A 24,742-nucleotide genomic window follows, 5' to 3' on the forward strand; every position below is an offset into this window, starting at 1 on the left:
GCGCTGTTCGCTGCGCCGCGCGCCGCGCTGCTCGCAGCACCCGCGCCAGTTACGCGCCCGGCCCCGACATCCTGATGAGCCCCCGATGGATCGCCGTCGCGATCGCCGCCTGCCGGTTCTCGGCGCCGAGCTTGGTAAACGCGTGGTGCAGGTGCGTCTTCACCGTGGCCTCGCTCACCAGCAGCTCCCGAGCCAGCTCGCGGTTTGACAGGCCGGCGGCGGCGAGCTCAAGCACCTCGAGCTCGCGCGCGGTGAGCGCCGCGTCGGGCCGCTGCAGGCGGTCGAGCAAGCGCTGGGCGATCGGATCCGCGATTGCCGGAGACCCCCCGGCCGCCCGCCGGATCGCGTTGAACAGCTCGGCCGGCCGGCTGTCTTTCACGAGGTACCCGGTGGCCCCGGCCTCGACCATGCGCACCACGTCGGCGTCCGAGTCGAACGCGGTGAACGCGATCACCCGCGTCGTGGGCGACGCCCCCAGGATCATGCGCGTCGCGGCGGCGCCGTCCGGCACCCCGGGCCCCAGATCGAGATCCACGAGGGCGACGTCCACGCGCTCGCGCCGCACGATCTCGACCGCGGTCTCGGCGTCCCCGGTCTCGGCCACCACGCTGAGGTCGCTCTGGCCGTCGAGCAGGCTGCGGATCCCGTGCCGCAGCACGGGGTGGTCATCGACCAGGAGGAGGTGAATCATCGGCGTGCTCCGTTCTCGGGTGCGGTCGCCGCGGTGCCGTCCGGGATCACCGCCGCGATGACCGTGCCGGATCCGGGAGCGGTCTCGAGCGTGAACGTGCCGCCGAGGCTCTCCACCCGCCAGGCCATAGCCCGCAGGCCGTAGCCGGCGAGCTCGGGGGAGTCGAGCCCCGTGTCAGAGGCGCCGGCCCGGGCAGCCGGGTCGAACCCGGCACCGTTGTCTGCGATGTCGACGCCGACGAGGCCGTCGAAGAAGGTGAGGGTCACCGCCGTGCGCGGTGCGTCGGCGTGCTTCGCCGCGTTCGTGAGGGCTTCCTGGCTCACCCGCAGCAGCGCGTGGGCCGTCGCCTCGGGCAGGGGGCGTTCCTCGCCGACCACCACGAACGCCGCGGCGTGCTCCGCCGAGAGATCCCGCAGCGCGGCCACAAGCGACCCCTCCGACACCAGCGCGCTCGTGAGCCCGTGCATCAGGTGGCGCGTCTCACTGAGCGAGGCCCGGAGGACGTCGCGGGCCTCGTCGATGCGGGCCGGCGTCTCCGTGGCCGCTTCGAGCAGCAGCAGCGCGGTCGCGGTCTGCTGCACCACGGTGTCGTGCAGCTCGCTCGCGACTCGGGTTCGCTCGGCGAGAGCGCCGCTCTCCCGCTCGGTGCGCGCGAGCTGCGAGCGGGTCTCGACGAGTGTGCGGATGAGGCGGCGCCGATTCTCCAGCGCCTGATCGAGCTGGGCGAACGAGACCGCGAGCACCAGGCCACCGAGCAGCGGGCCGAGCACCAGCCCGAGGTCCTGGCCGCGCGAGAGGATGTACATGCCCGCGCACACCGCGGCCACGATGGCGGCCGAGAGGAGCTGCGAGAGTCCGCGCGGTAGCACGCGGTGCACGGCAAAGAACAGCGCGAACGCCGTCCACCCAAACGAGGGCGCGAGCAGCACGAGCGGGAACCAGATCGCCGTGGCGATGAGCACCCCGGCCCGATTGCGCGCCGGACTCGATTTGCCCAGCGCGCCGAACGCGTACGCGACGCCGCACGCGATGACGAGCCCCAGCACGATCAAGCCGGTTCCGGCGAGCGGGTGGATCGAGTAGTAGCGCACGGCGCACACGACGAGCAGCGCCGCGAAGCCGAGATCGACGGTCCAGGCAAAGCGGGCGAGCGGCGAGCGCGACTCGTCGGGGAGCTGCGGCTCCTCGGTGCTCAGCCCCGGCTGCGCAGTGGCGCTCCGGGGGCCCGGTGACCGGTCGCCCGCATCAATTCCCGCACGTACCACGCGTTGATCCCTCTCAATCAATCGGTTGAGGTGCACCCCGCCAAAACGTTGATGCGTGGCGGGTGATGAGCAGCCAGAATGGTCCCGCACCGGGTCTCTCGCCCGGTCATGCTCCGCTGTTGATGCTCGAAAGGCTACCGCATGCGCCTGTTTCACGAACCCGCCGACCGCCGCCCACGGCGCGCGCTGATCGCTGCAGCCGCCCTCTCCGCGCTCGCGCTGCTCGCGGGGTGCGCGGCGCCGTCCGGGGCCAGCGCCCCGGCCCCACCGACCGCCCAGAAGGAACGAGTCCCCATGTCACGCGAACCCGCCACTCCCGACCCCGCAGCCGCGACCGACGCGCTCTTCGCGGCGGTCGCCGCGAACGACCGTGCCGCAGTTGACCGCGCCCTCGCGGCCGGCGCGGAGATCGACGCGCGCGGCGACCAGGGGCGCACACCGCTCGTCGCGGCGACGAAGGCGCACCGCACCGAGGTGGCGATCGCGCTGCTCGACGCGGGGGCCGATCCGAACCTTCAAGACGACATGCTCGACTCCGCCTTCCTGTACGCGGGCGCGGAGGGACTCGACGACATCTTGCGGGCCACCATCGCGCACGGCGCAGACACCACCGCGACGAACCGCTACGGCGGCACCGCCCTCATCCCCGCCAGCGAACACGGCCGGGTCACGACCGTGCAGATCCTCATCGAGGCGGGGGTGCACCTCGATCACGTGAACAGCCTGGGATGGACCGCGCTGCACGAGGCGATCGTGCTCGGATCCGGCAGCCCCGAGCAACTGCTCGTGGTGCGACAGTTGCTCGACGCGGGTGCGAGCCCCACGCTGCCAGACGGGAACGGGACGCCGCCCCGCGAGCTCGCGGCGGCGCGGGGGTACGACGACATCGTGGCCGAGCTCGACGCCCACCTCTAGCGCGGCGGCAGCTCCGCGTGCCAGGCCTCGGTGGCGCTGAGGTTTGCCGCGGCGCTCGCCGCAGCCGCCTCCGGGTCGCGCGCGTGGATGGCGGCGAGCACGTCGTCGTGACCCCGGCGCTCGTCGCGGCAGAACCCGTCGTGAGTCTGCGCCGCGCGCATCGACTCGTGCAGGAGCGGCAGCAGCGCGGTGTAGACCTCGAACAGGATCGGGCTGTGAGCGGCGCGAGCGATCGCCTCGTGCACGGCGACGTCCGCGGCCACCCACTCGTCGTCTGCGGCTGCGGCGCGGGCGCTCAGTGCGGCCGCGATGCGGTCGGTGTCTGCGGCGTCGGCGCGCTCCGCGGCGAACCGGGCGAGCTGCGGTTCGAGCGTGCTGCGGGCCTCGAGCACGTCGCGCAGGCTGCCGGCCGAGCGGGCGAGGGCCCCGGGGACCTCGCTCCGTGCGCGCACAAAGGTGCCGTCGCCGCGCCGAATCTCGAGCATGCCCGAGTACTGGAGCGCGCGGAGCGCCTCGCGCAGCGTGCCGCGCGCGACACCGAGGTCGGCCATGAGCTCGGGCTCGGGTGGGATCCGCTCGCCCACGCGCCAGCGCCCCTCGACGATCTCCGTGCGAAGTCGCTCGACGACCTGATCGCTCAGGGAACGCTGCTGTACCGGGTCGAGTGCCATGTGTGCAATGATAGTCCACGCCCGATGATTAGACGTTGGATGTTTGTGCGTCTGAATCGCCGGGGCAGGGGCCCGGCCGACCGCTCGCCGGGCGCCCGCCGCTTGTCGTGATGGTGTGGGCGGGGCGCGCAACGCGCCGCGCAGTTTGGATGGTTCGATGCCCCGGTGGTTCTCTGCCCGCGCGCTGCCGCTGTTCGGTGCGCTGCTGCTCGTCGCGCTGAATCTCCGACTCGGGGTCACGAGCGCGAGCGCGCTCCTCACCGCGCTCACCGAGTCGGGGGCACTGACCCCGGCGAGCGCGGTGCTCGTCCCCGCGATTCCCACGGCCGTGTTCGCCCTCGCCGGCGTGGGTACCGCGCGCCTCGCGGCCAGGCTCGGTGCCGAGCGGATGGTGCTCTTCGGCATGCTCACGCTCACGCTCGGCCTCGCGGTGCGTGCCATCCCGCAGCCGTGGGTGGTGATCGTCGGCACGATCCTCGCAACGGGCGGCCTCGCCGTGGTGAACATTCTGCTCCCGGCCGTGGTGCGCGCCCACTTCGGACAGCGGATCGGCCCGGTCACCACCGCGTACTCCACGGTCATGTCGCTCGGCGCAGCCACCGCGGCCGCGGCAGCCGTGCCGCTCGCCACAGCGGTCGGTTCGCCCACGCTCGGGCTCGCGCTCTGGGCCCTGCCCGCGCTGCTCGCCACCCTCGTCTGGGCCGTCGTTGCGCCCCGCGCTCCCCGGGTCCCCGGCCGCCGCGTCGCGCCGGCGCGTGCTGAGACATCGTCAGCGGGCACCGAAGCGGCGGGCACCGGTGCGGCGCGCACCGACCCCGCGACGCGAGTGCGGCGCCCGCTGCCCGCGGGCACCGGTCTGCTCGCCGCCTACTTCGCGCTCCAGGCGCTGCTGAGCTACGTCGCAATGGGGTGGCTCCCGTCGATCGCGATCGACGCCGGAATCTCGGCCCCGCGCGCCGGGATGCTGCTCGGAATCACGATGGCGGTGGGGGTTCCGGCGACGGTGATCGTCGTGCCGCTCGCGCGCAGCATCGTTGGCATGCGCGTGGGGTTCGTGCTCGTCGCAGTCGCGAGCGTCGCCGCGCTCAGCGGACTGCTGCTCGCCCCGGCCGCGCTGCCGGAGCTGTGGGCGGCGCTCGTCGGGGTGGGCATGTGCGCCTTCCCGCTCGTGCTCGCCCTGATCGCGGGCTTTGGCGCCGACGCGGGGGAGTCCGCGCGGGTGTCCGGGGTGGTGCAGTCCCTCGGCTACTCGCTCGCGACGCTCGGCCCGCTGGGTGCCGGCGCGCTGCGCCAGCTCACCGGCGGATGGGACGCCGTGCTGCTCGCGCTCGTGGTCGCGGTGATCGCGCAGGGCACGATTGGCGTGCTACTCACCCGGGTGATCAAGCGCCGCGGGCGCTAAGCGGGGAGGGTGCCCGGCCCCGGCCCCGACCCCGTGCCCGGCGACGGATGCCGCCCGGGCGCCGCACCGGCCGTCCGCAACGCGCTGGCGTAGCCGCGCAGTGAGCGCTGGTAGCGGGGGACCGTGGGGATGAGGGCCTCGAGCGCCACGGCGAGCGCCTCGTCTGAGCGACCGGCCGAGTGCAGCGCGAGCGCGAGAAACGCCTCGGGGGCTGCGCCGAGCGCGGGATCGCGCTCCGTGTCGCCGACGTGCCGCGCGAGCACCGCCACCGCCTCGTCGTGGCGGCCGAGGTTGCGCAGCGTGGAGCCGTACTGGATGTCGAGTTCGGCGCGGGCGCTCCCCGAGAGCCCGAGCTCGATCGCCCGCTCGTAGTGCAGTGCTGCCGCGGCCTCGTCGCCCGCCGAATCGTGCGCGCCCCCGAGCTCGAACGGGCCGCGCGGATCTGTGGGGCCGAGCTCGCTCGCGAGCACGGAGATTCGCGTGACGACCTCGCCGGGTGTGAGCGTCTCGTCCGCCCACACGGCCTCGATCCGTGGCTGCCAGTCGGTCGGGGTGGCGTGCGCGTCCATGTGCGCCACTCTACGCCTCCCGGGCGCCCGTCCGGCCCGGCCCCCGTCCGGCCCGGCCCTCGTGCGGCCGCGCGGCCCGGCCCCCACACTCTCCCGTGCGGCCCGGCCCCCGCACTCTCCCGTGCGGCCCGCCCCGTGGACGCCAACGGCCGGGCGGATCCGCGTGGATCCGCCCGGCCGTGTGTGAGCGCGCCGCGCTCGCGAACTCGTTCGCGCTACTTCGCGACGCCCGGGTGGGTCATCGAGAGCAGGTCGAGTGCCTTGTCGAGATCGGCCTCTGAGACCTCGCCGCGCTCAACGTAGCCGAGATCGACGACCGCCTCGCGCACCGTGATCCCCTTGGCGACCGAGTGCTTGGCGATCTTCGCCGCGGCCTCGTAGCCGATGAGGCGGTTGAGCGGGGTGACCGTCGAGGGGCTCATGCCGGCGAGCGCCGCGGCGCGGTCGAGGTTTGCCTCAAGGCCAGCGACGGTCTTGTCGGCGAGCACGAGCGACGCGTTCGAGAGCAGGCGGATCGACTCGAGCAGCGCGGTGCCCATGACGGGGATCTGCACGTTGAGCTCGAAGGAGCCCGACGCGCCGGCCCACGCGATGGTTGCGTCGTTGCCGATGACGCGGGCGCACACCATGAGCACTGCCTCGGGGATCACGGGGTTGACCTTGCCCGGCATGATCGAGGATCCCGGCTGCAGATCGGGGATGTGCAGTTCGCCGAGGCCCGTGTTGGGGCCCGAGGCCATCCAGCGCAGGTCGTTGTTGATCTTCGTCAGCGACACGGCGATGGTGCGCAGCGCGCCCGAGGCCTCCACCAGGCCGTCGCGGTTTGCCTGCGCCTCGAAGTGGTTGCGTGCCTCCGTAATCGGCAGGCCGCTCGACGCGGCGATCTCAGCGATGACCTTCTCGGGGAAGCCGAGCGGGGTGTTGATGCCGGTGCCCACGGCGGTGCCGCCCTGGGGCACCTCGGCGACGCGGGGGAGCGCGGCGTCGATGCGCTCGATGCCGTAGCGGATCTGCGCGGCGTACCCGCCGAACTCCTGCCCGAGCGTCACCGGGGTGGCATCCATCAGGTGGGTGCGCCCGGGCTTCACCGCGGTCTTCCACAGCTCGGCCTTGACCTCGAACGCCTCGGCGAGGTGCGCGAGGGCGGGCTTCAGCTGCTCGATGAGCGCGCCGGTCACGGCGATGTGCACCGAGGTGGGGAACACGTCGTTCGACGACTGCGAGGCGTTGACGTGATCGTTGGGGTGCACGGGGGCACCGAGGTGCTTCGTGGCGAGCGTGGCGAGCACCTCGTTGGTGTTCATGTTCGACGAGGTGCCGGATCCGGTCTGGTACGTGTCGACCGGGAACTGGTCGTGGTGCGCGCCGGCGATGACCTCGTCGGCGGCCGCGACGATGGCGTTGGCGATCGGGGCGTCAAGAATCCCGAGCTCCTGGTTCGCGATTGCGGCTGCGCGCTTGATGCGGGCGAGCGCAACGATCTGCGCTGACTCCAGGCCGGAGCCGGAGATGGGGAAGTTCTCGACGGCGCGCTGCGTCTGCGCGGCGTAGAGCGCGTTCTTCGGGACGCGAACCTCGCCCATCGTGTCGTGCTCGATGCGGTACTCGATCTCTTCGGTCACAGCAGTCCTTCGTCTCAGAATTACGGATTGGGGATGAGAAAAGCTAGTTCAGCGGGGCGAGGTCGACGGCAACGGGGCCGACGACCGTGTAGGGCACCGCGCGGCCCTCGGTGAGCCGATACTGGCAGCCGACGATCGCGAGCGTGCCCGCGTCGACGGCGTCGCTGATCGCGCGCGAGGTGCGCAGCAGCTCGTTCACCGTGGCGGAGAGGTGGATCCGGCCCACGGCGTTCGCGTCGATCTTCGCGGCGTCGGCGTACGGGGTGTCGGTGTTGTCGCGGAGCCACAGCTGCTGCACGGCCGGCTGGATCGGCGCGAGCGTGTGCCGCACGGAGCTCGTGGTGGACGACGGGGTGCGGCTCGACTGGTCGATCGCCGCGGCGACGGCCCCGCACGAGTCGTGCGCGAGCACCACGATGAGCGAGGCGCCGAGCTCGGTGACCGCGTACTCCATCGACGCCGTGATTGACTCCGCCACGACGTGCCCCATGTTGCGCGCGATGAACAGGTCGCCGAGGCCACAGTCGAAAATGATCTCGGCGGCGAGACGCGAGTCCGAACAACCAAACAGTGCGACGTCGGGCGTCTGCGAATTGACGAGCTCGCTGCGGCGCTCAACATTCTGGTTCGGGTGCGCGGACGCACCCGCGACGAAGCGCTCGTTGCCCGCCGAGAACGCGTCCCAGGCCTGCTGGGGGGTCACACGGGGGGTGGCGTGGGGGATGCTCATTCGCTCTCTTTCGGGGTCTGGGTGGCGGGGTCGCCGAGCGACTCGACCACCTGCGTGGCGAGGACCCGGATCGTCGCGGGCGAGTCAGTGCCGTAGACGAGGATCGTGTCGGTGCCCCAGGTGCCCTGGAGGCCGAACAGCATGTTCGATTCGTCCGGGTTGCGGTCGGTGTGGTCGTAGACGATCCACTCGACGCCGCCGAGCTCCTCGGTGCCGGTGGGCGCCTGCTGCTCGAGCTGCTCCGCGATCCAGGTGTCGTTGACGGGCGTGCCGTCGGCGGTGAACGCCTGCGTCACCGCCGCGTAGGCCTCGTCCGCGGTGGTGTAGTTGAGCTGCCACGAGGTGACGCCGCTGCCGCTGCCGCGCAGCTGGGCCTGCTTGGCGAGCCACCCGTCGCCAACGGCGGGCGCGGCGAGGGTGCGCCCGGCGCTCGGTGCGGCGTCGCTCGCGAGCTCGATCACGTCGACCGAGCGGTTCTCGAAATCGCCGACGCCGCGCGGCACGGCGAGGTACATCACCAGCACGAGTCCGAGGGTGACGATCAGGGAGAAGACGAGGTTGTTGACGGTCTTGCGCTGCCGGTACAGGCGGCTGTCTTTCGCCTTGCGCGCGGCGGTCTCCGAGGGCGTCTCGGGGCGGCCGAGCTCGGCCACGACCACGGGCGGGGTGTTCTTCTTCGCCATAATTACGCGCCAGCTCCAGACGTCTCGGGTTCGCTGCTAGTGGCACCCTGCCGCGCGGTTTCGAGCCGCTGCCTGGCGCCAATGAGCCACTCTTCGCAGCGGGCCGCGAGCGTCTCGCCGCGCTCCCAGAGCTGCAGCGACTCCTCGAGCGTGGCACCGCCCTGCTCAAGTCGGGAGACCACCTGAATGAGCTCGTCTCTGGCCTCTTCGTAACTGAGGGAGGCAGGATCCGGGGTCGCGGAAACAGACATGGGACCAGTCTAGTCCGCGCGGGTGTGCGGTGCCTGCGGGATCCCGGGCGTCGCCGCGGGGGTCCGCGCCGGGGGCCGGTGAACCAGGCCGCGCCGCTGACGGGCCCGCTCGGGCTCGCCAGCGGCGCGGCTGCGTGGTCACTCGGCGCGGGCGCTACCCGCCCGCCGGGGCCTCCGCGGCCACCGCCTTGCGTCCGAGTTTCGCCCACGAGCTGCGAATGATCCGCTGCACCGAGCTGTCGAGGGCAACGGCCACGATCAGCGTCGCGCCGATCAGGATCGTCTGCAGGAACGGGGACGCCTGCATGAACACGAGCCCCGCGCGGAGCACGCGGAAGAATAGGAGGCCGGCGACCACCCCGCTGATCCGGCCGACGCCGCCCTCGAACGCGACGCCACCGAGCAGCACGACCGTGAGCACCTCAAGCTCCAGCCCCGAGCCGATGTTCGGGTTCGCCGACTGCACCTTTGCCGAGAGGAACAGGCCCGCGAGCGCCGAGAACGCGCCCGTCGCGACGAAGAGCAGGAAGCGCGAGCGCTTCACATCCACGCCCATGAGGCGCGCGGCACGCTCGTTGCCGCCGATCGCCTTCACCTCCTTGCCGAACTTCGTGTGGTTGAGCACGTACCAGCCGAGGGCGATCACCAGCACGAGCGCGACGATCTGGATCGGCACCGGGCCGATCTTCAGCGTGCCGATCGCGCGGAACGCGTCGGGCAGATCGGCGCGCGGGATCGTGCGGCCGTCGGACATGAGGAGGGCGAACCCGCCCCACACGCTGAGCGCGCCGAGCGTGACCACGAACGAGTTGAGTCCCAGGTAGGAGATGAGGAAGCCGTTGAGCGCGCCGGCGACGATGCCGGTGATGATCGCCACGAGAAAGCCGAGGAGTGTTGAACCGGTGCTGCTCATGGTGAGGCCGCCCGTGATCGCCGCGGCCGACGCGATCGAGCCGACCGACAGGTCGATCGACCCGGACATGATGAGGAATGCCGCGGGGATCGCGATGAGGCCGAGCTCGGCGGCCTGGAGCAGGATGCTCTGGCCGTTCGCGAATGAAAAAAAGTTTGGCCGCATGATCGAGAAGACGGCGACGAGGACGATGAGAGCGAGGAAGATGCCGTTCTTCGCGGCGAAGATCTTCAGGCGTTCGGAGTTCATGTGAGGCTTTCGGTCAGGCTCGTGCCGGTTCGGCGGCGGAGAGGAGGGACGCGAGGAGATCCGCGTTGAAATTCTGGGAGCGTGGCACCGAGGTGAGGCGGTCGCCGAGCACGGTGACCGCGCGGTCGCACATGCTGGCGATCTCGTCCGACTCGCTCGACGCGACGAGGACCGCCGCGCCGGCGGCCGCCGCGTCGCGCACGGCCTCGACGATGTCGAGCTTCGCGCCGACATCGACACCCTGCGTGGGCTGGGCGAGGATGAGGAGCTTCGGCAACGCCGGGTAGAGCCACCTGGCGAGCAGGTGTTTCTGGCGATTGCCGCCGGAGAACTGCGACACCTCGGCGTCGGGCCCCGGGCCGCGGATGTCGAGTGCGGCCCGCGCCCGCTCGTACGTCGCGGCGCCGGACGCGGCCGACACCCACCACCCGCGTGCGCCCGTCTCCCCGTACCAGGGCAGCATGACGTTGTCGAGGGCGGTCTCCGAGCCCACGAGACCCTCGGTGTCGCGATCCGGCGGCACGAAGAATACGTCGCGGCGGATCGCCTGGCCGGGGGACGAGAACCTCACCTCGGCGCCGTCGAGGCGGTAGCTGCGCGGGTGCGCGGCCCCGGCCAGCCCAGCGGCGATCGCGAACTGCTCGCCGCCGGCCATGCCGAACAGGCCGACCACCTCGCCCGCGCGCACCACCAGCTCGTCGGCGAGCTCGTCGCCCGCGGGGAGTTCCATGATCGGGCGGCCCGGCTCGGTGTGCGTGAAATCGAGCGAGCGCAGGTCTGGCACGAGGGCCTCGGCGAGGCGCTCCGGGGTGAAATCGGTCGTGGGCCCGTCGACGACGAGGCCGCCACCGCGCAGCACGACGATCCGCGTGCACACCTCCAGAATGTCGGGGAGCCGGTGCGACACGTAGAGCACGGTCACGCCGCGCGCCGCGAACGAGCGGATCAGCGCGTGGAGCGCCTCGGTCTCCGCCTTGCCGAGCGCGGCGGTCGGCTCGTCGAGCAGCAGCACCTTCATCTCACCCGCGAGGAGGCCGCGCGCGAGGTCGACGAGCTGGCGCTCGCCGAGTCCGAGCGCCTCCACGGGCATCTCGAGCGGCAGTTGCGCCCCGACGGTCGCGAGCGCCTCGCTCGCGAGGCGGCGCCGATCCTTCGCCGGCGGCGCCTGGCGCGCGAGGAACAGGTTTTCGAGCACGGTCATGTTGGGGGCGAGCGCGGGCTCCTGATGGATCACGGTGATGCCGAGCTGCGCGGCCTCGCGCGGCGTGAGGCGCCGCGCCACCGGGACGCCGTCAACGCTGAACGCGCCGCTCGTTGCCTGGATCACCCCCGTGGTCACGTTGCACAGGGTGCTCTTGCCCGCTCCGTTGTGGCCGAGCAGGCCGATGATCTCGCCGGGGGCCGCGGCGAAGCTCACGTCGTCGAGCGCGCGCGTGGCGCCAAACTCGACGGTGACCCCCGAATACTCGAGCCGCGTGGCGTCCCGCGGCGGTGCCCCCGGAACCGCGGCCCCGGGGTCTGCTGCTGACTGGGTCATGCTGTTTCCTTCCACCGTGCGCCTGGCCCGGGCGGCGCTGCGCCGCCCGGGCCAGTGGGCTACTGGTTTGCGAGCAGGAACTGCTCGGCGTTCTCCGAGGTGACCTCGGTGGTGGGGACGGTCTGGTCGGTGACGGTCTTGCCCTCGGCGGCGTCGACCAGCATCTGCGCGTTCGCCTCGGCGAGCTGGCGCGCGGGAGCGATGTACGCGTAGCGCCAGAACGAATCGGGCTCGGCAATGATCTCGAGCTCGGCGTCGGTCGCGTCGAGGTTGAGCAGCAGCATGCTGTCGTCGGTGGGGGAGACACCCGAGTCGGTGAGCGCCTGGTACGCGCCGAGGGCCGGATCGTTCGCGATCGCGAGCCAGACCTTCGTGGTCGGCACCGCGTTGAGCTGGTTCTGCACCGCGGCGTAGCCGTCGTCGAGGCTCAGCACCTTGTGCTCGGTGATATTGAGGTTGAGCTTCGCGTCGTCGAGCGCGTCGAGCATGCCCTTGCCGCGGAGGCGGCCGAGGTCGGTGTCGGGCCAGCCCAGGAAGGCGACGTCGACCTTCTCATCACCGTACTTCTCGGCGATCCACTCGGCGGCGCGCTCGCCGGCGGCCCGGCCGTCGGCCTCGTGGTCGAGCACCACGGCTCCGGCGACACCCTCCCAGGTGCTGCCGTAGCCGAGCACCGGGATCCCGGCGTCGTTGGCCTGCGAGGTGACCGCGACCATCGCGTCGGACTGCACGGGGTAGCCCATGATCGCCTTGATGTCGCCCCGCACGATCCAGGACTCCCAGTCCTGCACCTGCGTCTGCGCGTTCCACTTGGGATCGTCGGTCACGAAGTCGTAGCCGGCATCGGTGACCACGGTCTCCATGAACGGCAGCATGTCGTTCCAGATCTGGATATCGAGCCCGGCGAAGCTCATGGCGACCGCGCCCTGGCTGCCGCCCGTGTCAGAGCCGGAGTCGCCGGCCGAGTCAGTGCCGCCTGACGAGCAGCCGGCGAGTGCGAGTGCCGCGGTGGCGGTGAGGGCGACCGCGGTGAGCGTGCGACGCATGCGTTTCATGTCTGTGACTCCCTTGTCGTTGACGTCGTGCCCCGCGGTGGTGCGGGATGACGGCGCAGCTGGGTGTCGATCCTGACCCCCGGCGTGAATAATATGACCACGTCACCCGCGGATAGTCAATACACATTTTGATCCGTTGCGGTTTCGTCACTGCAATGTAACTTTTGATTGTGAATTGTGAATCGCGGGGTCTAGGGTGGATCGCGCCGGACCTGGGCAGCGGAGCCAAGGAGCCGGCCAAGCCGAAAGGACACCGCGATGACGCGCAAAACTGGGTATGTGTGGCACGAGCAGTACGCCTGGCACGACACCGGCACTCACGCCGGGCTCGTGCCCTCGGGCGGACACGTGCAGCCCTACCGCAACTTCGAAAGCCCCGAATCGAAGACCCGGTTCGCCGGGCTCGTTGAGGTCTCCGGGTTGCTCAACAGCCTCACCCGGGTCCCCGCCCGCGAGGCGACCGACGAGGAGCTGCTGCGAGTGCACACCGCGGGCCATGTCGAGCGGATCCGTGCGCAGTCAGATGCCGGGGGCGGAGACGCCGGCGACGGCTTCTCGCCGTTCGGGCACGGCAGCTTTGAGATCGCGAAGCTCGCAGCTGGCGGCACGCTCGCCGCCGCGGAGGCGGTGCTCGACGGGGTCGTCGACAACGCGTACGCGCTCGTGCGCCCGCCCGGGCACCACGCCGAGCCAGACCAGGGGCGCGGGTACTGCCTGTTCGCGAACGTGCCGATCGCGATCGAGGCGCTCCGGGCCGCCGGCCGCGTGCGTCGCGTCGCCATCTTTGACTACGACGTGCACCACGGGAACGGCGCCCAGAAGATCTACTGGGACGATCCAGACGTGCTCACCATCTCGGTGCACCAGGACCGCCTGTTCCCCGTCGACAGTGGCCTCACCGACGAGCAGGGCGGCGGTCCGGGCGCTGGCACCAACATCAACGTGCCCCTGCCGGCCGGCTCCGGTGACGGCGCATACTGGTCGGCCGTTGACCGCGTCGCCGGACCGGCGATCCGGTCGTTCGCCCCGGACATCATCCTCGTGTCGAGCGGCTTCGACCCCTCCGCGCTCGACCCGCTGGGCCGCATGAGCGTCACCTCTGCCGGATTCCGCGGGATCGCCGAGCGGCTGCTCGACATCGCCGCCGACGCCTGCGACGGCAAGATCGTGTTCTCGCACGAGGGCGGCTACTCGGCCGTGCACGTTCCGTTCTGCGGGGTCGCCGTGCTTGAGGCGCTGAGCGGCATCACCACCGGCGTCGAAGACCCGTTCAACGTGTCGATCGGCGACTCGCCCACGCGCGAACTCACCGCCTGGCAGACTGACGTGATCGACCGCTCCGCGGAACTCGCGCGTGCGCTCGGCATGATCGTCTAGCGCTCCGGGCGAATGGCTCCGGGCCCACAGGCGGTCCGGAGTCGAGCGGCTCGTGAACGCTCCGTCCGGCGGCTCCTGGCTGGGCGAGCGGGTGCCGCCCGGCGGTGTCCGGCGGGGCGAGCGGGCGCTGCCCGGCGGTGTCGGGCGGGGCGAGCGGGTGGCGAAAAGCCGCCCGACTAGCGCCCGTTCGTCGTGGGAAACACCGGCCGGTGCGTGTGCACCGAGTCGTAGAGAAACGTCTCGATGCGCGACACCCCGTTCACCTCTCGGATCTGTCTGTTGATCAGCGAAAAGAGCTCACCAGGGGTCTGCGCGTACACCTCGACGAGCAGGCTGAAACTGCCCGAGCCGAGCACGATGTAGCGCACACCCGGAAACTCCGAGATGTCATCGGCGACCCGGTCGATGTCGCCGCGCACCTCGATCTGCAGGCTCGCGATGCTGCGCAGCCCGACCGCGTGCGGGTTGGTCACGCCCAGCACCCGCACCACGCCGCGCTCGCGCAGCCGCTTCACGCGGGCGCGTGCACCCCCGGGGGTGAGCCCCACCTCGGCGCCGAGGTCGGCGTAGCTCATCCGGCCGTCGCGCTCCAGGAGCCCGATCAGCTGCTCGTCCACCTGGTCCAGGAGCCCGGTCGACTCCTCGGCGGCATCCGCGCGCGGGCCTCCGCCATCTGGCCCCGCCGCGTGTGCCTTTCCCATGCCTGGCAGTATCCCACGCGAACGCCAAGCGCCGACAGCGGCGCGGCGGGCGCGATCGAATGAGTGCCCGAACGGTCGCCTGCGCCGCGCCCGTCCCGCGCGAGCGCCCCGGTCTGCGCGTCTGAGCGCGCGTGCTGGCTAGCCGGCCGCGTCGCCCTCGGACACCGCCGCGATCCGCCCGCTCGCCAACGACACCCGCAGCTGCGTGCCCGCGGGGGCCCCGGCCGCGTCGCGCAGCACCGCGCCGTCCGCGAGCTGCACGATGCCGTAGCCGCGCTCGAGCGTTGCGCGCGGGGAGAGCGCGGTGAGCCTGGCGCGCAGCTGCGAAAGCTCACGCCCGCGATCCACCACCGCCCGGTCTGCGAGCTCCGTGCCGCGCGCGATCCAGCGCACCAGCTCCTCCGCACGCTCGTCGACGATCCGCTCGGGGGAGCGCAGCACCGGACGGCCGCGCAGCTGCGACAGGCGATCCGTCTCGTGCGTGAGCAGCTGGCCCAGCCGGGACGTCATGCGAGCGCGCGCCTGATCGATCCCCGCGAGCTCCTCGCCCACGTCGGGAACCACGCGCTTCGCCGCATCGGTCGGTGTCGACGCGCGCAGATCCGCCACCTCGTCGAGGAGCGGCCGATCCGCCTCGTGGCCGATCGCGCTCACCACCGGGGTGGTTGCGTTCGCCGCCGCGCGCACCACGCGCTCGTCGCTGAACGGCAGCAAGTTCTGGAAATCGCCGCCGCCGCGGGCCACGATGATCACGTCGACTTCGGGGTCCGCGTCGAGCCGTTCGATCCCCGCCGTGACCTCGGCGGCCGCCCGGTCGCCCTGCACCGCCGCGTAGTGGATGCGAAACTGCACGCCGGGCCACCGCAGCGTCGCGTTGCGCACCACGTCCTTCTCCGCGTCGGAGTCGCGGCCGGTGACGAGTCCGATTCTGCCGGGAAGGAACGGCAGCCGGCGCTTGCGCGACGCGTCGAACAGCCCCTCGCCCTGCAGCTGCCGCCGCAGGCGCTCCAGGCGCTCGAGCAGCTCGCCGAGGCCCACGTGCGAGATGTCGAACACCTGCACCGTGAGCGAGCCGCCCTTCACCCAGAAATTGGGCTTCACCAGCGCGATCACGCGGTCGCCCTGGGCGAACTCGCTCGTGAGGCGCTGCGCCACCGAGCGCCACACCGTGAAGCTCACCGTCGCGTCCTGCCCCAGGTCCTTGAGCTTGCCGTAGACGTGGCCGCCGCGCAGCTGCCACTGCGTGATCTCGCCCTCCACCCACACCTGTCCGAGGCGATCCACCCAGGCGGCGATCTTCTCGCTCATCAGGCCCACCGGCCACGGGGTGTCGCGGGTCGCCGGGCTCGCTCCCGGCGCGGCTCCAGATCCTGATTCGGCCATGCACCCAGCCTAGCGGCGGGCGGGCGCGCATACCCCGGGAGCGTTGAGGGAAGGCGGGGTAGAATTGCCCGCATGAGTACCCCTGCCACGTTGCCTGATCAGCGCACCATTGGTGCGCCCGTCGTGAGCCTCGCGATGCCCCGGATGCGGCGCCAGGCCGGCCGCCTGAAAAACGTCCAGGTCGACGGCGCCAAACAGGTGCTGCTCGCCGCGCCGCGCGGCTACTGCGCCGGGGTCGACCGCGCGGTGGTCGCGGTCGAAAAGGCGCTCGATCGCTTCGGCGCCCCCGTCTACGTGCGCAAGCAGATCGTGCACAACGTACACGTGGTGAAGACGCTCGAAAAGATGGGCGCGATCTTCGTGGAGGAGGTCGACGAGGTCCCCGAGGGCGCCAACGTGGTGTTCTCCGCGCACGGAGTGTCGCCCGCCGTGGTGCAGGCCGCCGACGACCGCGGACTGCACGCGATCGACGCGACCTGCCCCCTCGTCACCAAGGTGCACCGGGAAGCCGTGCGCTTCGCGAAGCAGGACATGGAGATCCTGCTCATCGGCCACACCGGGCACGAGGAGGTCGAGGGCACCGCCGGCGAGGCCCCCGACCACATCACGATTGTTAACTCCCCGGACGACGTCGAGTCGCTCGTGGTGAAAGACCCCGAGAAGCTGATCTGGTTGTCGCAGACCACGCTCTCCGTCGACGAGACGATGGAGACGGTGCGCCGCCTCCGTGAGCGCTTCCCGAAGCTGCAGGATCCGCCGAGCGACGACATCTGCTACGCGACCCAGAACCGCCAGGTCGCCATCAAGAAGATCGCGCCCGAGGCGGACCTCGTGCTCGTGGTCGGCTCCACGAACTCCTCGAACTCGGTGCGCCTCGTCGAGGTCGCCCTCGAGTACGGGGCAAAGGCCGCCTACCTGGTCGACTTCGCTGAAGAGGTCAAGCAGGAGTGGCTTGAGGGCGTGCGCACGGTCGGCATCTCCAGCGGCGCCTCCGTGCCCGAGGTGCTCGTGCAGGAGCTCCTCGACGACCTCGGCGAGGCCGGCTACGCCGATGTGCGCGCCGTGGTCACCGCGGAGGAAGACCTCGTGTTCTCGCTCCCGAAGGAGCTGCGCCAGGACGCCGACGGCAAGCGCGACGCGCGCGCCCTCGGCGGCCACGTGCGGTAGCGTCCCGGGCGGCGCGCACCGCGCCGCCCGTCCCCGCACCACTGACTGAGCCGGCCACTCCCCAGGGGAGTGGCCGGCTCAGTCAGTGGTGTTGTGGCGCGGCGGTGCCGGGGTGCGGCTACGGCTGCTGCAGCTGCTCGATGTACTCGAACATCTTGTCGAGCGAGCCCGTGGGATCACTCTCAAGCTGCTGCATGATCTCGGGCGCCCCGCCCATCGCGATCATGGGGACCACGATCAGCACGATCGCGGCGACCACGCCGGCGACGAGCGGCACCCAGAACGCCAGCTTGTTTGCGCGCATGCGCTGGATCGAGAAGATCAGCGTGACCGCGAACAACAGCAGCACGACGAGCCCGCTGATCACGCCGAGCGGGCCAATCCAGGACGCGAGCTTCGGGTCCTCGATCCCGATCATCACGCCCGTGAACCTGATCTGCGATTCAAGGCCGAAGAACGAGGACGAGATGTTCAGTGCGCCAAACGCGCCGAGCACGAGCAGCATGATCGTGATCACGCGGTCGCCGATGCGCGGCCCGCGCGGGCCGGGAACGCGGTACGCGGGCGGCAGCTGCGACGGCTGACCCGGATCCTGCGCCGCGGGCGTCTGCGGGGCGGGCGCCTGCGGTGCGGCCGCGGCCGCGCGGTACGGGTCGCCCGCGGCGCGCTGCGGGGCCGCGTCCGGGCGCGCGGGGGCGCCGAGGTTGTGCGGCACGCCCGCCGGGGGTGCCGCCATCTGGGTTCCGGGTGCGGCCTCGTGCTGGCCCGCGGCCTGCGGCGCCGCGCCTGCGGAAGCTGCGGAGCCGGGCGCCGCCTCGGGGGCCGCGCTGTCGGGCGTGCCCTCCGGCTGCCACGACCAGCCCTCGGGCGCGTACTCACCGTAGGCGGGCTGCGCCGGGCGCTGCGGTGCCGCCGGGGACGCCGGGGCGTCCGCGGTGTGCTGCGGCTCGGCGGGAGCGCCCGATGCCGGGCGATCCTGCTCTGATCCGGTCGGCTGCTCAGGCACTAGGCACTCACCGACTTCCCGGCGGAGCCGAGCTGCTCGGCGGCGAGGGCGATGCGGGCCGCCATGCTGGTCTCCGCCGCCTTGCCGTACGCGCGCGGGTCGTACTGCTTCTTGTTGCCGACCTCGCCGTCGATCTTGAGCACGCCGTCGTAGTTCTTAAACATGTAGTCGGCGACCGGACGCGTGAACGCGTACTGCGTGTCAGTGTCGATGTTCATCTTGATCACGCCGTTGCGTACTGCCTCGGCGATCTCCTCGGCCGAGGACCCCGATCCGCCGTGGAAGACGAGATCGAGCGGCTTCTCGCCCGTGCCGTACTGTGCCTGCAGGCCCGACTGGATCTCCGCGAGCAGCTCGGGGCGCAGCTTCACGCCGCCCGGCTTGTAGACGCCGTGCACGTTACCGAAGGTGAGCGCGGTGAGGTACCGGCCCTGCTCGCCCAGGCCGAGCGCCTCCACCGTGGCGACCGCGTCTTCGAGCGTGGTGTAGAGCTGATCGTTGATCTCGTGGGCGATGCCGTCTTCCTCGCCGCCGACCACGCCGATCTCGACCTCGAGCAGCACGTTGATCGCCGCGAGCCGGGGCAGCAGCTCCTTTGCGATCTCGAGGTTCTCGGTGAGCGGCACAGCCGATCCGTCCCACATGTGCGACTGGAAGTAGGGGAGTCCGCCCTGCGCCACGCGCTCCTCGCTCGCCGCGACCAGCGGGAGCACGAAGCTCTCGAGGTGCTGCTTGGGGCAGTGATCCGTGTGGAGCGCGACCGTCACGTCGTAGGCCTTCGCGACCTCCTCCGCGTACTTGGCGAACGCGATCGCGCCGCCCGCGCGGTTCTGCACCGTGTGCCCGGCGAAGTAGTCGGCGCCGCCGAAGCTCACCTGGATGATCCCGTCCGAGCCAGCCTCCGCGAAGCCCTGCAGGGCGGCGTTGAGCGTCTGCGAGCTTGACACGTTCACGGCGGGGAAGGCGAAGCCCCCCGACTTCGCAGCGTCGAGCATTGCTGCGTACTGATCCGGGCTTGCGACGGGCATGTGTGCTCCTCGTGATTCGTGACGTGAATTCGTGACTGCGGTGCAGTGCGGTGGGCGCGCGCGTCAGTCGCGCTCCCGCCCGTAGTGAATTCAGTCTACGGGTTCGGGCTGAGCAGCGGGAGGAGACGCGGGGGAGACGCGGTAAGCTGGGTCTCATGACTGAACCTGTTTCGCTTGGCGAGTGGCAGCCCGACCGTAACCTCGCGATGGAACTCGTTCGCGCGACCGAGGCGGCAGCGATGCGCGCGACGCCCTGGATCGGGCGTGGCGACAAGAACGCCGCCGACGGCGCGGCCGTCGACGCGATGCGACGCTTCCTCTCCACCGTGAACATGAACGGCACCGTGGTGATCGGCGAGGGCGAGAAGGACGACGCGCCCTGGCTGTACAACGGCGAGGTGGTCGGCAACGGCCTGGGCGCCGACTGCGACGTGGCCGTTGACCCGATCGACGGCACCCGGCTCACCGCCGAGGGCCGCCCCGGCGCGCTCTCCGTGATCGCCGTGGCGGACCGCGGCAGCATGTACGACCCGTCCGCGGTGTTCTACATGGACAAGCTCGTGTGCGGACCCGAGGGTGTGGGCGTGGTCGACATTAACCGGCCCATCGGCGAGAACATCCGGGCGCTCGCCCGCGCCAAGAACGTTGACGTCTCCGACATCCGCGTCGCCGTGCTCGATCGGCCCCGCCATGAGCAGCTCATCACCGACATCCGGGAAGCCGGGGCGGGCACCCGCCTCATCATGGACGGCGACGTCGCCGGCGGCGTGAACGCGGCCCGCTGGGACTCGCGCATCGACCTCTGCGTCGGCATCGGCGGCACCCCCGAGGGCATCATCACCGCGTGCGCGGTGAAGGCGCTCGGCGGCGTGATCCAGGGCCGCCTGTGGCCCAAGGACGACGAGGAGCGCGAGCGCGCTCTCGCCGCCGGTCACGATCTCGACCGTGTGCTCGAGGCGAACGACCTCGTCGCGAGCGACAACTGCTACTTCGTGGCCACCGGCATCACGGACGCCGAATTCATCGACGGCGTGCAGCGCCGCGGCCCGTTCGTGCGCGCCGAGAGCATCGTGATGCGCTCGCACTCGGGCACCATCCGCCACATCATCAGCGACATGGACCCGAGCCGCTGGGACTGATCCCCGTGTAGCGTTCGCACCCACCGCGGTGCCGCCGAGGCCCCGAGCGTTCGCGCTCGGGGCCTCGCGCTGTCTGTGGGCGCCTGCGCTGCGGTGCGCCTGCGGCTGCGGAGGAGCGCGCTGGTGGTGGGCCGGCGTGCTGCGCCCGGTAGCTGCGCAGGGGCGTGCCGTGCCGCGCCCCGCTGCGCCGCGCTGCGCTCCGCTGCGCCCGGCCGCGCTGCGCCCCTCCCCGCCGCGCCCCGCCGCGCCCCGCCGCGCCCCGCCGCGCCGCGCCTCTCCCCGCCGCCCACCCGCCCGTGGCCGGCGCGGTGCTCACGGCTTCGCCCGCCCCTCCGCCACTCGCGCATTTCCGACCCGTTACCCCACATCCGACCCGCTGCGTGGGTGGTACTCGGTGTTGGAGCGGGTCGGATGTGGGATAACGGGGCGGATCTGGGGCACGCGGTGGGGCTGTGCGGCGGCGAGGCGATCGGCGTCGCAGGCTGCACCCGGCCGCAGCCGTGATGTGGCTGCTTCGCGCCCAACCGACCGACCGCCGCACCGCCCGCAGGACCGCCCATCGATTACCGCTCCACCGCCCGCACCGCCCGCAGGACCGCCCATCGGCTCAAAGGACACTGGGCCCGCCGCGCGGTGCGATAGGGGGCCGGGGGTCTCGGCGGCGGCCGGACCCACCCATCCCAGATCCGACCCATTGCCCCAAATCCGACCCGTCGCGTGGGTGGTACTCGGTGTTGGGGCGGGTCGGATCTGAGGTAGCGGGTCGGATTTGAGCGGTGAGGCGCGGCGCGATGGGGCGCGGCGAGGTGAGGTGTGGTCGGTGCCTGACGCCCTGTGAGCGGCAGTGCTGGGCCGGCCTGTGCCACCGCGACGGTTCGCGCAGAATGCCTGGCTCGCGGGGCAAGCCTGACCCGCGTCGGCTGGCTTGGGCAGCGCGGGCTGTATCGGGTCGCCACGGGCCGCTCACGCTTACCCAACACCGCCCACAACAGATCCGACCCGTTGCCCCACATCCGACCCGTTGAGTGGGTGGTATGCCGTGTTGGGACGGGTCGGATCTGAAGGATCGGGTCGGATCTGTGTGTGGCGGTTGGGGGGCGTCGCCGAGTGCATCGGTTGGTGCGGCGGCCCGCTCGGACTGTGATGCCGAGCCGAGGTTCGGACGCGGCACAGAGTCCGGGCCGGCGCAGCGGTCGGGCGGACGCGCGGCCGAGCCGGCGGACCCTCGCAGTCACGACCCGCTAGCCCATATCCGACCCGCTTCTGGGGCGATTGTTGGTGATGGGGCGGGGCGGATGTGGGGTAACGGGGCGGATGTGGGTGCGTTTGACGGGGGTCGCCGGGGCGATGCCGCGCCGCGACACGGCGGGCCGCGCGGTGCGGTGCCGCATCACCCTGTGGCGGGCCGGGAGAACCCGCCGGGGTGGGACGGTGCGCAGCGGGGGAGCGGGGCGCACGTTCCGCGCCGTTCGAGCAGCCCGAGCCGGGGCTGCGTTCGCCCCGAGGGGGCGGAGCGGCATGCGCACGCGCGGCGGCGGCATCCTGCAGCCGGTCCGGGATGAGCCGTGCGTGCTGCGGCCGGCGAGCCCTTGCGGTATGGCCGGGCCGCGGTGACAGCACAGCAGGGCGGTGTTCGCCCCGAGCGGACCGGGGCTGGAGGGGTACGCGCGGCGGAGACATCCTGCAGCCGGTCCGGGACGAGCTGTGCGTGCGGGGAGCGGCGGGCCCCTGCGGTGTGGCCGGTCCGCGGTGACAGCACAGTGGGGCGGCGTTGGCCCCGAGGGGGTCGGGGCGGGGCCGGGCCAGGCGTGACGCGCGGTGCGCGGCGAACTCACGCGGCTGGGCGGGTTCGCGCGACAAGCAGAGAAGCTGCGCGCAGCGCGCGCCGTGAATGCTGCCGGGCGGGGTGCGCCGTGCATGCGGACTGGCGGTGCTGGGGCGGGGCGGCGGAATACGGGTGGGGACGGTGGACGACGGGCGGAACCCCGCGCGACGCTAGGCCTCGGGCGCGGTCCCCGGCTCCGCGGGCCAGACTGAGGCGGGCAGCGCAGCCCCGGCGCGTACCTCGGCTGAGGCGGCTGACGCATCCGCTGCATCGGACGTCGCTGGTGTCGAAGCCGAAGCCGAAGCCGAGGCCGGAACCGAAGCCGAAGCCGACGGGGGAGCCCCGGCCGACGCCGCGGGCGCGGGGGCATCCGGCACCGGCCGCGCCGCGCGCTCAGACCCGGACCGCACGGCGGCCGCGGACCCGGTCGAGGAGGGCCGCGCGGCGGCGGCGGCCGAGGACGGAGCCGGCCCAGCCGCGGCCGACGCCGTGTGGGCCGACGGCGCCTCAGCTGGCACCGCCGTGTCGGCCGGCACCGGCGCTTCGGCCGGAACCGACGCCGACGCCGGCGGCGCTGTCGCTGGCGCCGCAGCCACCGGCGAAGCCGCGGCCCCCGGCCGCTCCTCCGGCTCGGGCCGGAGCTCGGGCGCGATGAGTGGGCGCACCGCCACGTCGAGCTGGGCCGGGTCGGGGCCGATCTGCTCGCCGTTGAGCGCGCTGATCTTGCGGGCGGTGGGCAGCACGTGCCGCTCGAATGAGCCGACGTACGCGTTGTAATCTTGCACCCCGCGCGAGAGCGTGCGCCCGAGCTTGTCGAGGTGGGTGGCGCTGCGCCCGATGCGGCTGTGCAGCTCGCGGCTGAGGTCGAACAGCGTGCGCGCCTCGGCCGTGAGCGAGTCTTGCCGCCAGCTGTGCGCCACGGACTTGAGGATTGCCCAGAGGCTCACGGGGGAGGCAAGCGCCACGCGCCGCTCGAACGCGTATTCGAGCAGCACCGGGTCGGTGTCGAGTGCGCTCGACAGCAGCGACTCGCTCGGCAGGAACGCGATGACAAACTCGGGCGAATCCGGCAGCGCGCCCGCGTAGTCGCGCTTGCTGAGCGCCACGATGTGCTCACGCAGGGCGCGCGCGTGCTGGGCCAGGAGCGCCGTGCGGCGCGCCTCCGCGGCGGCGGCGTGCTCACCGGAGCCGCCGGCCGTCGCCGCGAGGTGCTGCGCCTCGAGGTAGGCGTCGAACGGCACCTTCGCGTCGATCGCGATTGCCTTGCCGCCGGGGAGATGGATCACGACGTCTGGGCGGAGCGTGCCGCGGTCGGTGGCGAGTTGCTCTTGGAGCTCGAAGTCGACGTGCTCGATCATGCCGGCCGCCTCGATGATGCGGCGCAGCTGCGTCTCGCCCCAGAATCCGCGGGTGTTGTTTGAGCGCAGCGCGGCGGCGAGCCCCTCCGCGGTGCCACGCAGCTTGTCTTCCGCGAGCGCCGCCTGTCGCAGCTGCTGGCTGAGTTCGCCGTGCTGCGCGGCGCGCTGCTGCTCCATCGCGGCGACGGTGTGCTCCAGCTTGCCGAGGCTGTCGCGGAGCGGGGCGAGCTGCTGCAGCACGCGCTGCTCCTCGCGATCGAGGTCCGACCGTTCGCGCGCGTGGTGGTGCGCGTCGCGCAGCCGCTCCTCAAGGCCGAGCACGCGGGTCTCGGCTGCCGCGAGCTCCTCGCGCAGGATCCGTGCCCCGGCCTCGGCGTCGAGCTTGGCGCGCTGCGTGGCGAGTGCCACGTCGCGCTCGGTGTCGGCCGCGTACTCGGCGGCGGCGGCGGCCAGCTCGCGCGTCGCGGCGCGGCCGCGCACGGCGACGCCGACGGCGGCGCCAACACCTGCGGCGATGAGCGCGACGAGCGTGAGGAGGAGCGCGAGGGTGATCGGGGTCATGACGACAGGATGTCAGGTGCCACTGACATTGGTGGGCGGCGGGCCGGACGCGCCCCGGTCAGAGCTTGAGCGGGATCGCCTTCAGCTGCTGCACCTGCAGACCGGTGGCCCGGGCAAGCTGCCGGATGTCGCCGGCCCCGTGCCGCCGGGCGGCGTCGATGACGATCGCGGCGCACGCCTCGGAATCGGCGAGCGCGTTGTGGTGCGCGAACTCGCCGTAGCCTGCCGCCGCCGCCGCGAGGGGGAGCCGGTGCGACGGGATGTCGTACGTCTTGCGCGAGACCTGCACGCTGCACAGGTACTTGAGGCGCGGGGTGGGGGTGACGGTCTCGGCGCACGCGGCCCGGATCACGCCCATGTCGAAGCTCGCGTTGTGCGCCACCGCGACGTCGTCGCCGATGAAGTCACGTAGCTCGTCGAGCTGCCCGGCCCAGTCGCGGGCGGCGACGACCATGTCGGCTGTGATCCCGTGGATCTTGACGTTGAACGACAGGAATTGCGGGTGCGCGACGGGCGGGCGGATCAGCCACTCGGCCTGGTCCACGATCTTGCCGTCGCGGACTCTGACCATGCCGACGGCGCACGCCGACGACGGGTGGTTGTTCGCGGTCTCGAAATCGATCGCGGTGAAATCAACGGGCACC

At 71.9% G+C, this 24,742-nt stretch carries 22 protein-coding genes; 5 read left to right on the top strand and 17 right to left on the bottom strand.

Annotation, left to right across the window (positions count from 1 at the left end):
* Nucleotides 1-49: 49 nt before the first annotated feature.
* Complete coding sequence (locus EV139_RS01280) at nucleotides 50-691, bottom strand: response regulator (protein WP_130452505.1); 642 nt, start codon at nucleotides 689-691, stop codon at nucleotides 50-52.
* Entirely contained in the window at nucleotides 688-1,956 is a 1,269-nt protein-coding gene (locus EV139_RS01285; protein WP_130452506.1) for a sensor histidine kinase, read from the bottom strand. Before EV139_RS01285 ends, EV139_RS01280 begins: the two co-directional genes overlap by 4 nt.
* 294 nt (nucleotides 1,957-2,250) lie before the next feature.
* Here EV139_RS01285 and EV139_RS01290 point away from each other — a divergent pair, with 294 nt between their 5' ends.
* On the top strand, nucleotides 2,251-2,871 hold the full coding sequence (locus EV139_RS01290) for an ankyrin repeat domain-containing protein (RefSeq protein WP_237465641.1): 621 nt from the start codon (nucleotides 2,251-2,253) through the stop codon (nucleotides 2,869-2,871).
* Here EV139_RS01290 and EV139_RS01295 read toward each other — a convergent pair.
* Nucleotides 2,868-3,542, bottom strand: coding sequence for a FadR/GntR family transcriptional regulator (locus EV139_RS01295; protein ID WP_130452508.1), 675 nt, complete (start codon nucleotides 3,540-3,542; stop codon nucleotides 2,868-2,870). The genes EV139_RS01290 and EV139_RS01295 overlap by 4 nt on opposite strands.
* 157 nt (nucleotides 3,543-3,699) lie before the next feature.
* Between EV139_RS01295 and EV139_RS01300 the strand changes: the two genes are divergently transcribed.
* Nucleotides 3,700-4,944, top strand: coding sequence for an MFS transporter (locus EV139_RS01300; protein ID WP_130452509.1), 1,245 nt, complete (start codon nucleotides 3,700-3,702; stop codon nucleotides 4,942-4,944).
* Here EV139_RS01300 and EV139_RS01305 read toward each other — a convergent pair.
* From EV139_RS01305 to EV139_RS01340, 8 genes are all read right to left on the bottom strand, one after another.
* The gene (locus EV139_RS01305; protein ID WP_130452510.1) at nucleotides 4,941-5,513 is read right to left on the bottom strand and encodes a tetratricopeptide repeat protein; all 573 of its coding nucleotides are present in this window, start codon (nucleotides 5,511-5,513) and stop codon (nucleotides 4,941-4,943) included. The genes EV139_RS01300 and EV139_RS01305 overlap by 4 nt on opposite strands.
* Before the next feature lie 215 nt (nucleotides 5,514-5,728).
* Nucleotides 5,729-7,135 carry a class II fumarate hydratase gene (locus EV139_RS01310; protein ID WP_130452511.1) on the bottom strand — a complete coding sequence of 469 codons (1,407 nt, stop codon included), beginning with the start codon at nucleotides 7,133-7,135 and terminating at the stop codon, nucleotides 5,729-5,731.
* 43 nt (nucleotides 7,136-7,178) lie between these two features.
* Complete coding sequence (locus EV139_RS01315) at nucleotides 7,179-7,865, bottom strand: carbonic anhydrase (RefSeq protein WP_130452512.1); 687 nt, start codon at nucleotides 7,863-7,865, stop codon at nucleotides 7,179-7,181.
* Complete coding sequence (locus EV139_RS01320; RefSeq protein ID WP_130452513.1) at nucleotides 7,862-8,548, bottom strand: DUF4245 domain-containing protein; 687 nt, start codon at nucleotides 8,546-8,548, stop codon at nucleotides 7,862-7,864. Before EV139_RS01320 ends, EV139_RS01315 begins: the two co-directional genes overlap by 4 nt.
* A 2-nt stretch (nucleotides 8,549-8,550) precedes the next feature.
* Nucleotides 8,551-8,799, bottom strand: a complete 249-nt coding sequence (locus EV139_RS01325; protein WP_130452514.1) for an exodeoxyribonuclease VII small subunit — start codon at nucleotides 8,797-8,799, stop codon at nucleotides 8,551-8,553.
* 154 nt (nucleotides 8,800-8,953) lie between these two features.
* Entirely contained in the window at nucleotides 8,954-9,961 is a 1,008-nt protein-coding gene (locus EV139_RS01330) for an ABC transporter permease (protein ID WP_130452515.1), read from the bottom strand.
* A 13-nt stretch (nucleotides 9,962-9,974) separates the two neighbouring features.
* Complete coding sequence (locus EV139_RS01335; RefSeq protein ID WP_130452516.1) at nucleotides 9,975-11,498, bottom strand: ATP-binding cassette domain-containing protein; 1,524 nt, start codon at nucleotides 11,496-11,498, stop codon at nucleotides 9,975-9,977.
* A gap of 59 nt (nucleotides 11,499-11,557) precedes the next feature.
* Entirely contained in the window at nucleotides 11,558-12,553 is a 996-nt protein-coding gene (locus EV139_RS01340; RefSeq protein ID WP_130452517.1) for a sugar ABC transporter substrate-binding protein, read from the bottom strand.
* 258 nt (nucleotides 12,554-12,811) lie between these two features.
* On the opposite strand from EV139_RS01340, the gene EV139_RS01345 reads away from it, so the two are divergent.
* Entirely contained in the window at nucleotides 12,812-13,930 is a 1,119-nt protein-coding gene (locus tag EV139_RS01345; RefSeq protein ID WP_130452518.1) for a class II histone deacetylase, read from the top strand.
* 176 nt (nucleotides 13,931-14,106) lie between these two features.
* On the opposite strand, the gene EV139_RS01350 is transcribed toward EV139_RS01345, so the two are convergent.
* Both EV139_RS01350 and xseA read right to left on the bottom strand, forming a co-directional pair.
* Complete coding sequence (locus tag EV139_RS01350) at nucleotides 14,107-14,631, bottom strand: Lrp/AsnC family transcriptional regulator (protein ID WP_130452519.1); 525 nt, start codon at nucleotides 14,629-14,631, stop codon at nucleotides 14,107-14,109.
* Nucleotides 14,632-14,769: 138 nt separating this feature from the next.
* Nucleotides 14,770-16,014 (bottom strand): exodeoxyribonuclease VII large subunit, encoded by a 1,245-nt coding sequence (xseA, locus tag EV139_RS01355; RefSeq protein WP_130452520.1) that lies wholly within the window; start codon nucleotides 16,012-16,014, stop codon nucleotides 14,770-14,772.
* A gap of 72 nt (nucleotides 16,015-16,086) precedes the next feature.
* Here xseA and EV139_RS01360 point away from each other — a divergent pair, with 72 nt between their 5' ends.
* Nucleotides 16,087-17,181 carry a 4-hydroxy-3-methylbut-2-enyl diphosphate reductase gene (locus EV139_RS01360; RefSeq protein ID WP_420029128.1) on the top strand — a complete coding sequence of 365 codons (1,095 nt, stop codon included), beginning with the start codon at nucleotides 16,087-16,089 and terminating at the stop codon, nucleotides 17,179-17,181.
* 118 nt (nucleotides 17,182-17,299) lie between these two features.
* On the opposite strand, the gene EV139_RS01365 is transcribed toward EV139_RS01360, so the two are convergent.
* Nucleotides 17,300-18,187 carry a DUF6264 family protein gene (locus EV139_RS01365; protein ID WP_130452521.1) on the bottom strand — a complete coding sequence of 296 codons (888 nt, stop codon included), beginning with the start codon at nucleotides 18,185-18,187 and terminating at the stop codon, nucleotides 17,300-17,302.
* Nucleotides 18,187-19,215 (bottom strand): class II fructose-bisphosphate aldolase, encoded by a 1,029-nt coding sequence (gene fbaA / locus EV139_RS01370; RefSeq protein WP_130452522.1) that lies wholly within the window; start codon nucleotides 19,213-19,215, stop codon nucleotides 18,187-18,189. The genes EV139_RS01365 and fbaA overlap by 1 nt, the downstream gene beginning before the upstream one ends.
* Nucleotides 19,216-19,370: 155 nt before the next feature.
* On the opposite strand from fbaA, the gene glpX reads away from it, so the two are divergent.
* A complete protein-coding gene (gene glpX, locus EV139_RS01375) occupies nucleotides 19,371-20,354 on the top strand; it encodes a class II fructose-bisphosphatase (RefSeq protein ID WP_130452523.1) in 984 nt (327 codons plus the stop codon).
* A gap of 1,995 nt (nucleotides 20,355-22,349) precedes the next feature.
* On the opposite strand, the gene EV139_RS01380 is transcribed toward glpX, so the two are convergent.
* Together EV139_RS01380 and EV139_RS01385 are read right to left on the bottom strand one after the other, a co-directional pair.
* Nucleotides 22,350-24,098 (bottom strand): DNA recombination protein RmuC, encoded by a 1,749-nt coding sequence (locus EV139_RS01380; RefSeq protein ID WP_130452524.1) that lies wholly within the window; start codon nucleotides 24,096-24,098, stop codon nucleotides 22,350-22,352.
* A 58-nt stretch (nucleotides 24,099-24,156) separates the two neighbouring features.
* Nucleotides 24,157-24,741, bottom strand: a complete 585-nt coding sequence (locus EV139_RS01385; RefSeq protein ID WP_130452525.1) for a 3'-5' exonuclease — start codon at nucleotides 24,739-24,741, stop codon at nucleotides 24,157-24,159.
* Nucleotide 24,742 lies beyond the last annotated feature (1 nt).

The organism is Leucobacter luti (assembly GCF_004217175.1).
In the GTDB taxonomy this organism is placed as follows: Bacteria; Actinomycetota; Actinomycetes; order Actinomycetales; family Microbacteriaceae; genus Leucobacter; species Leucobacter luti.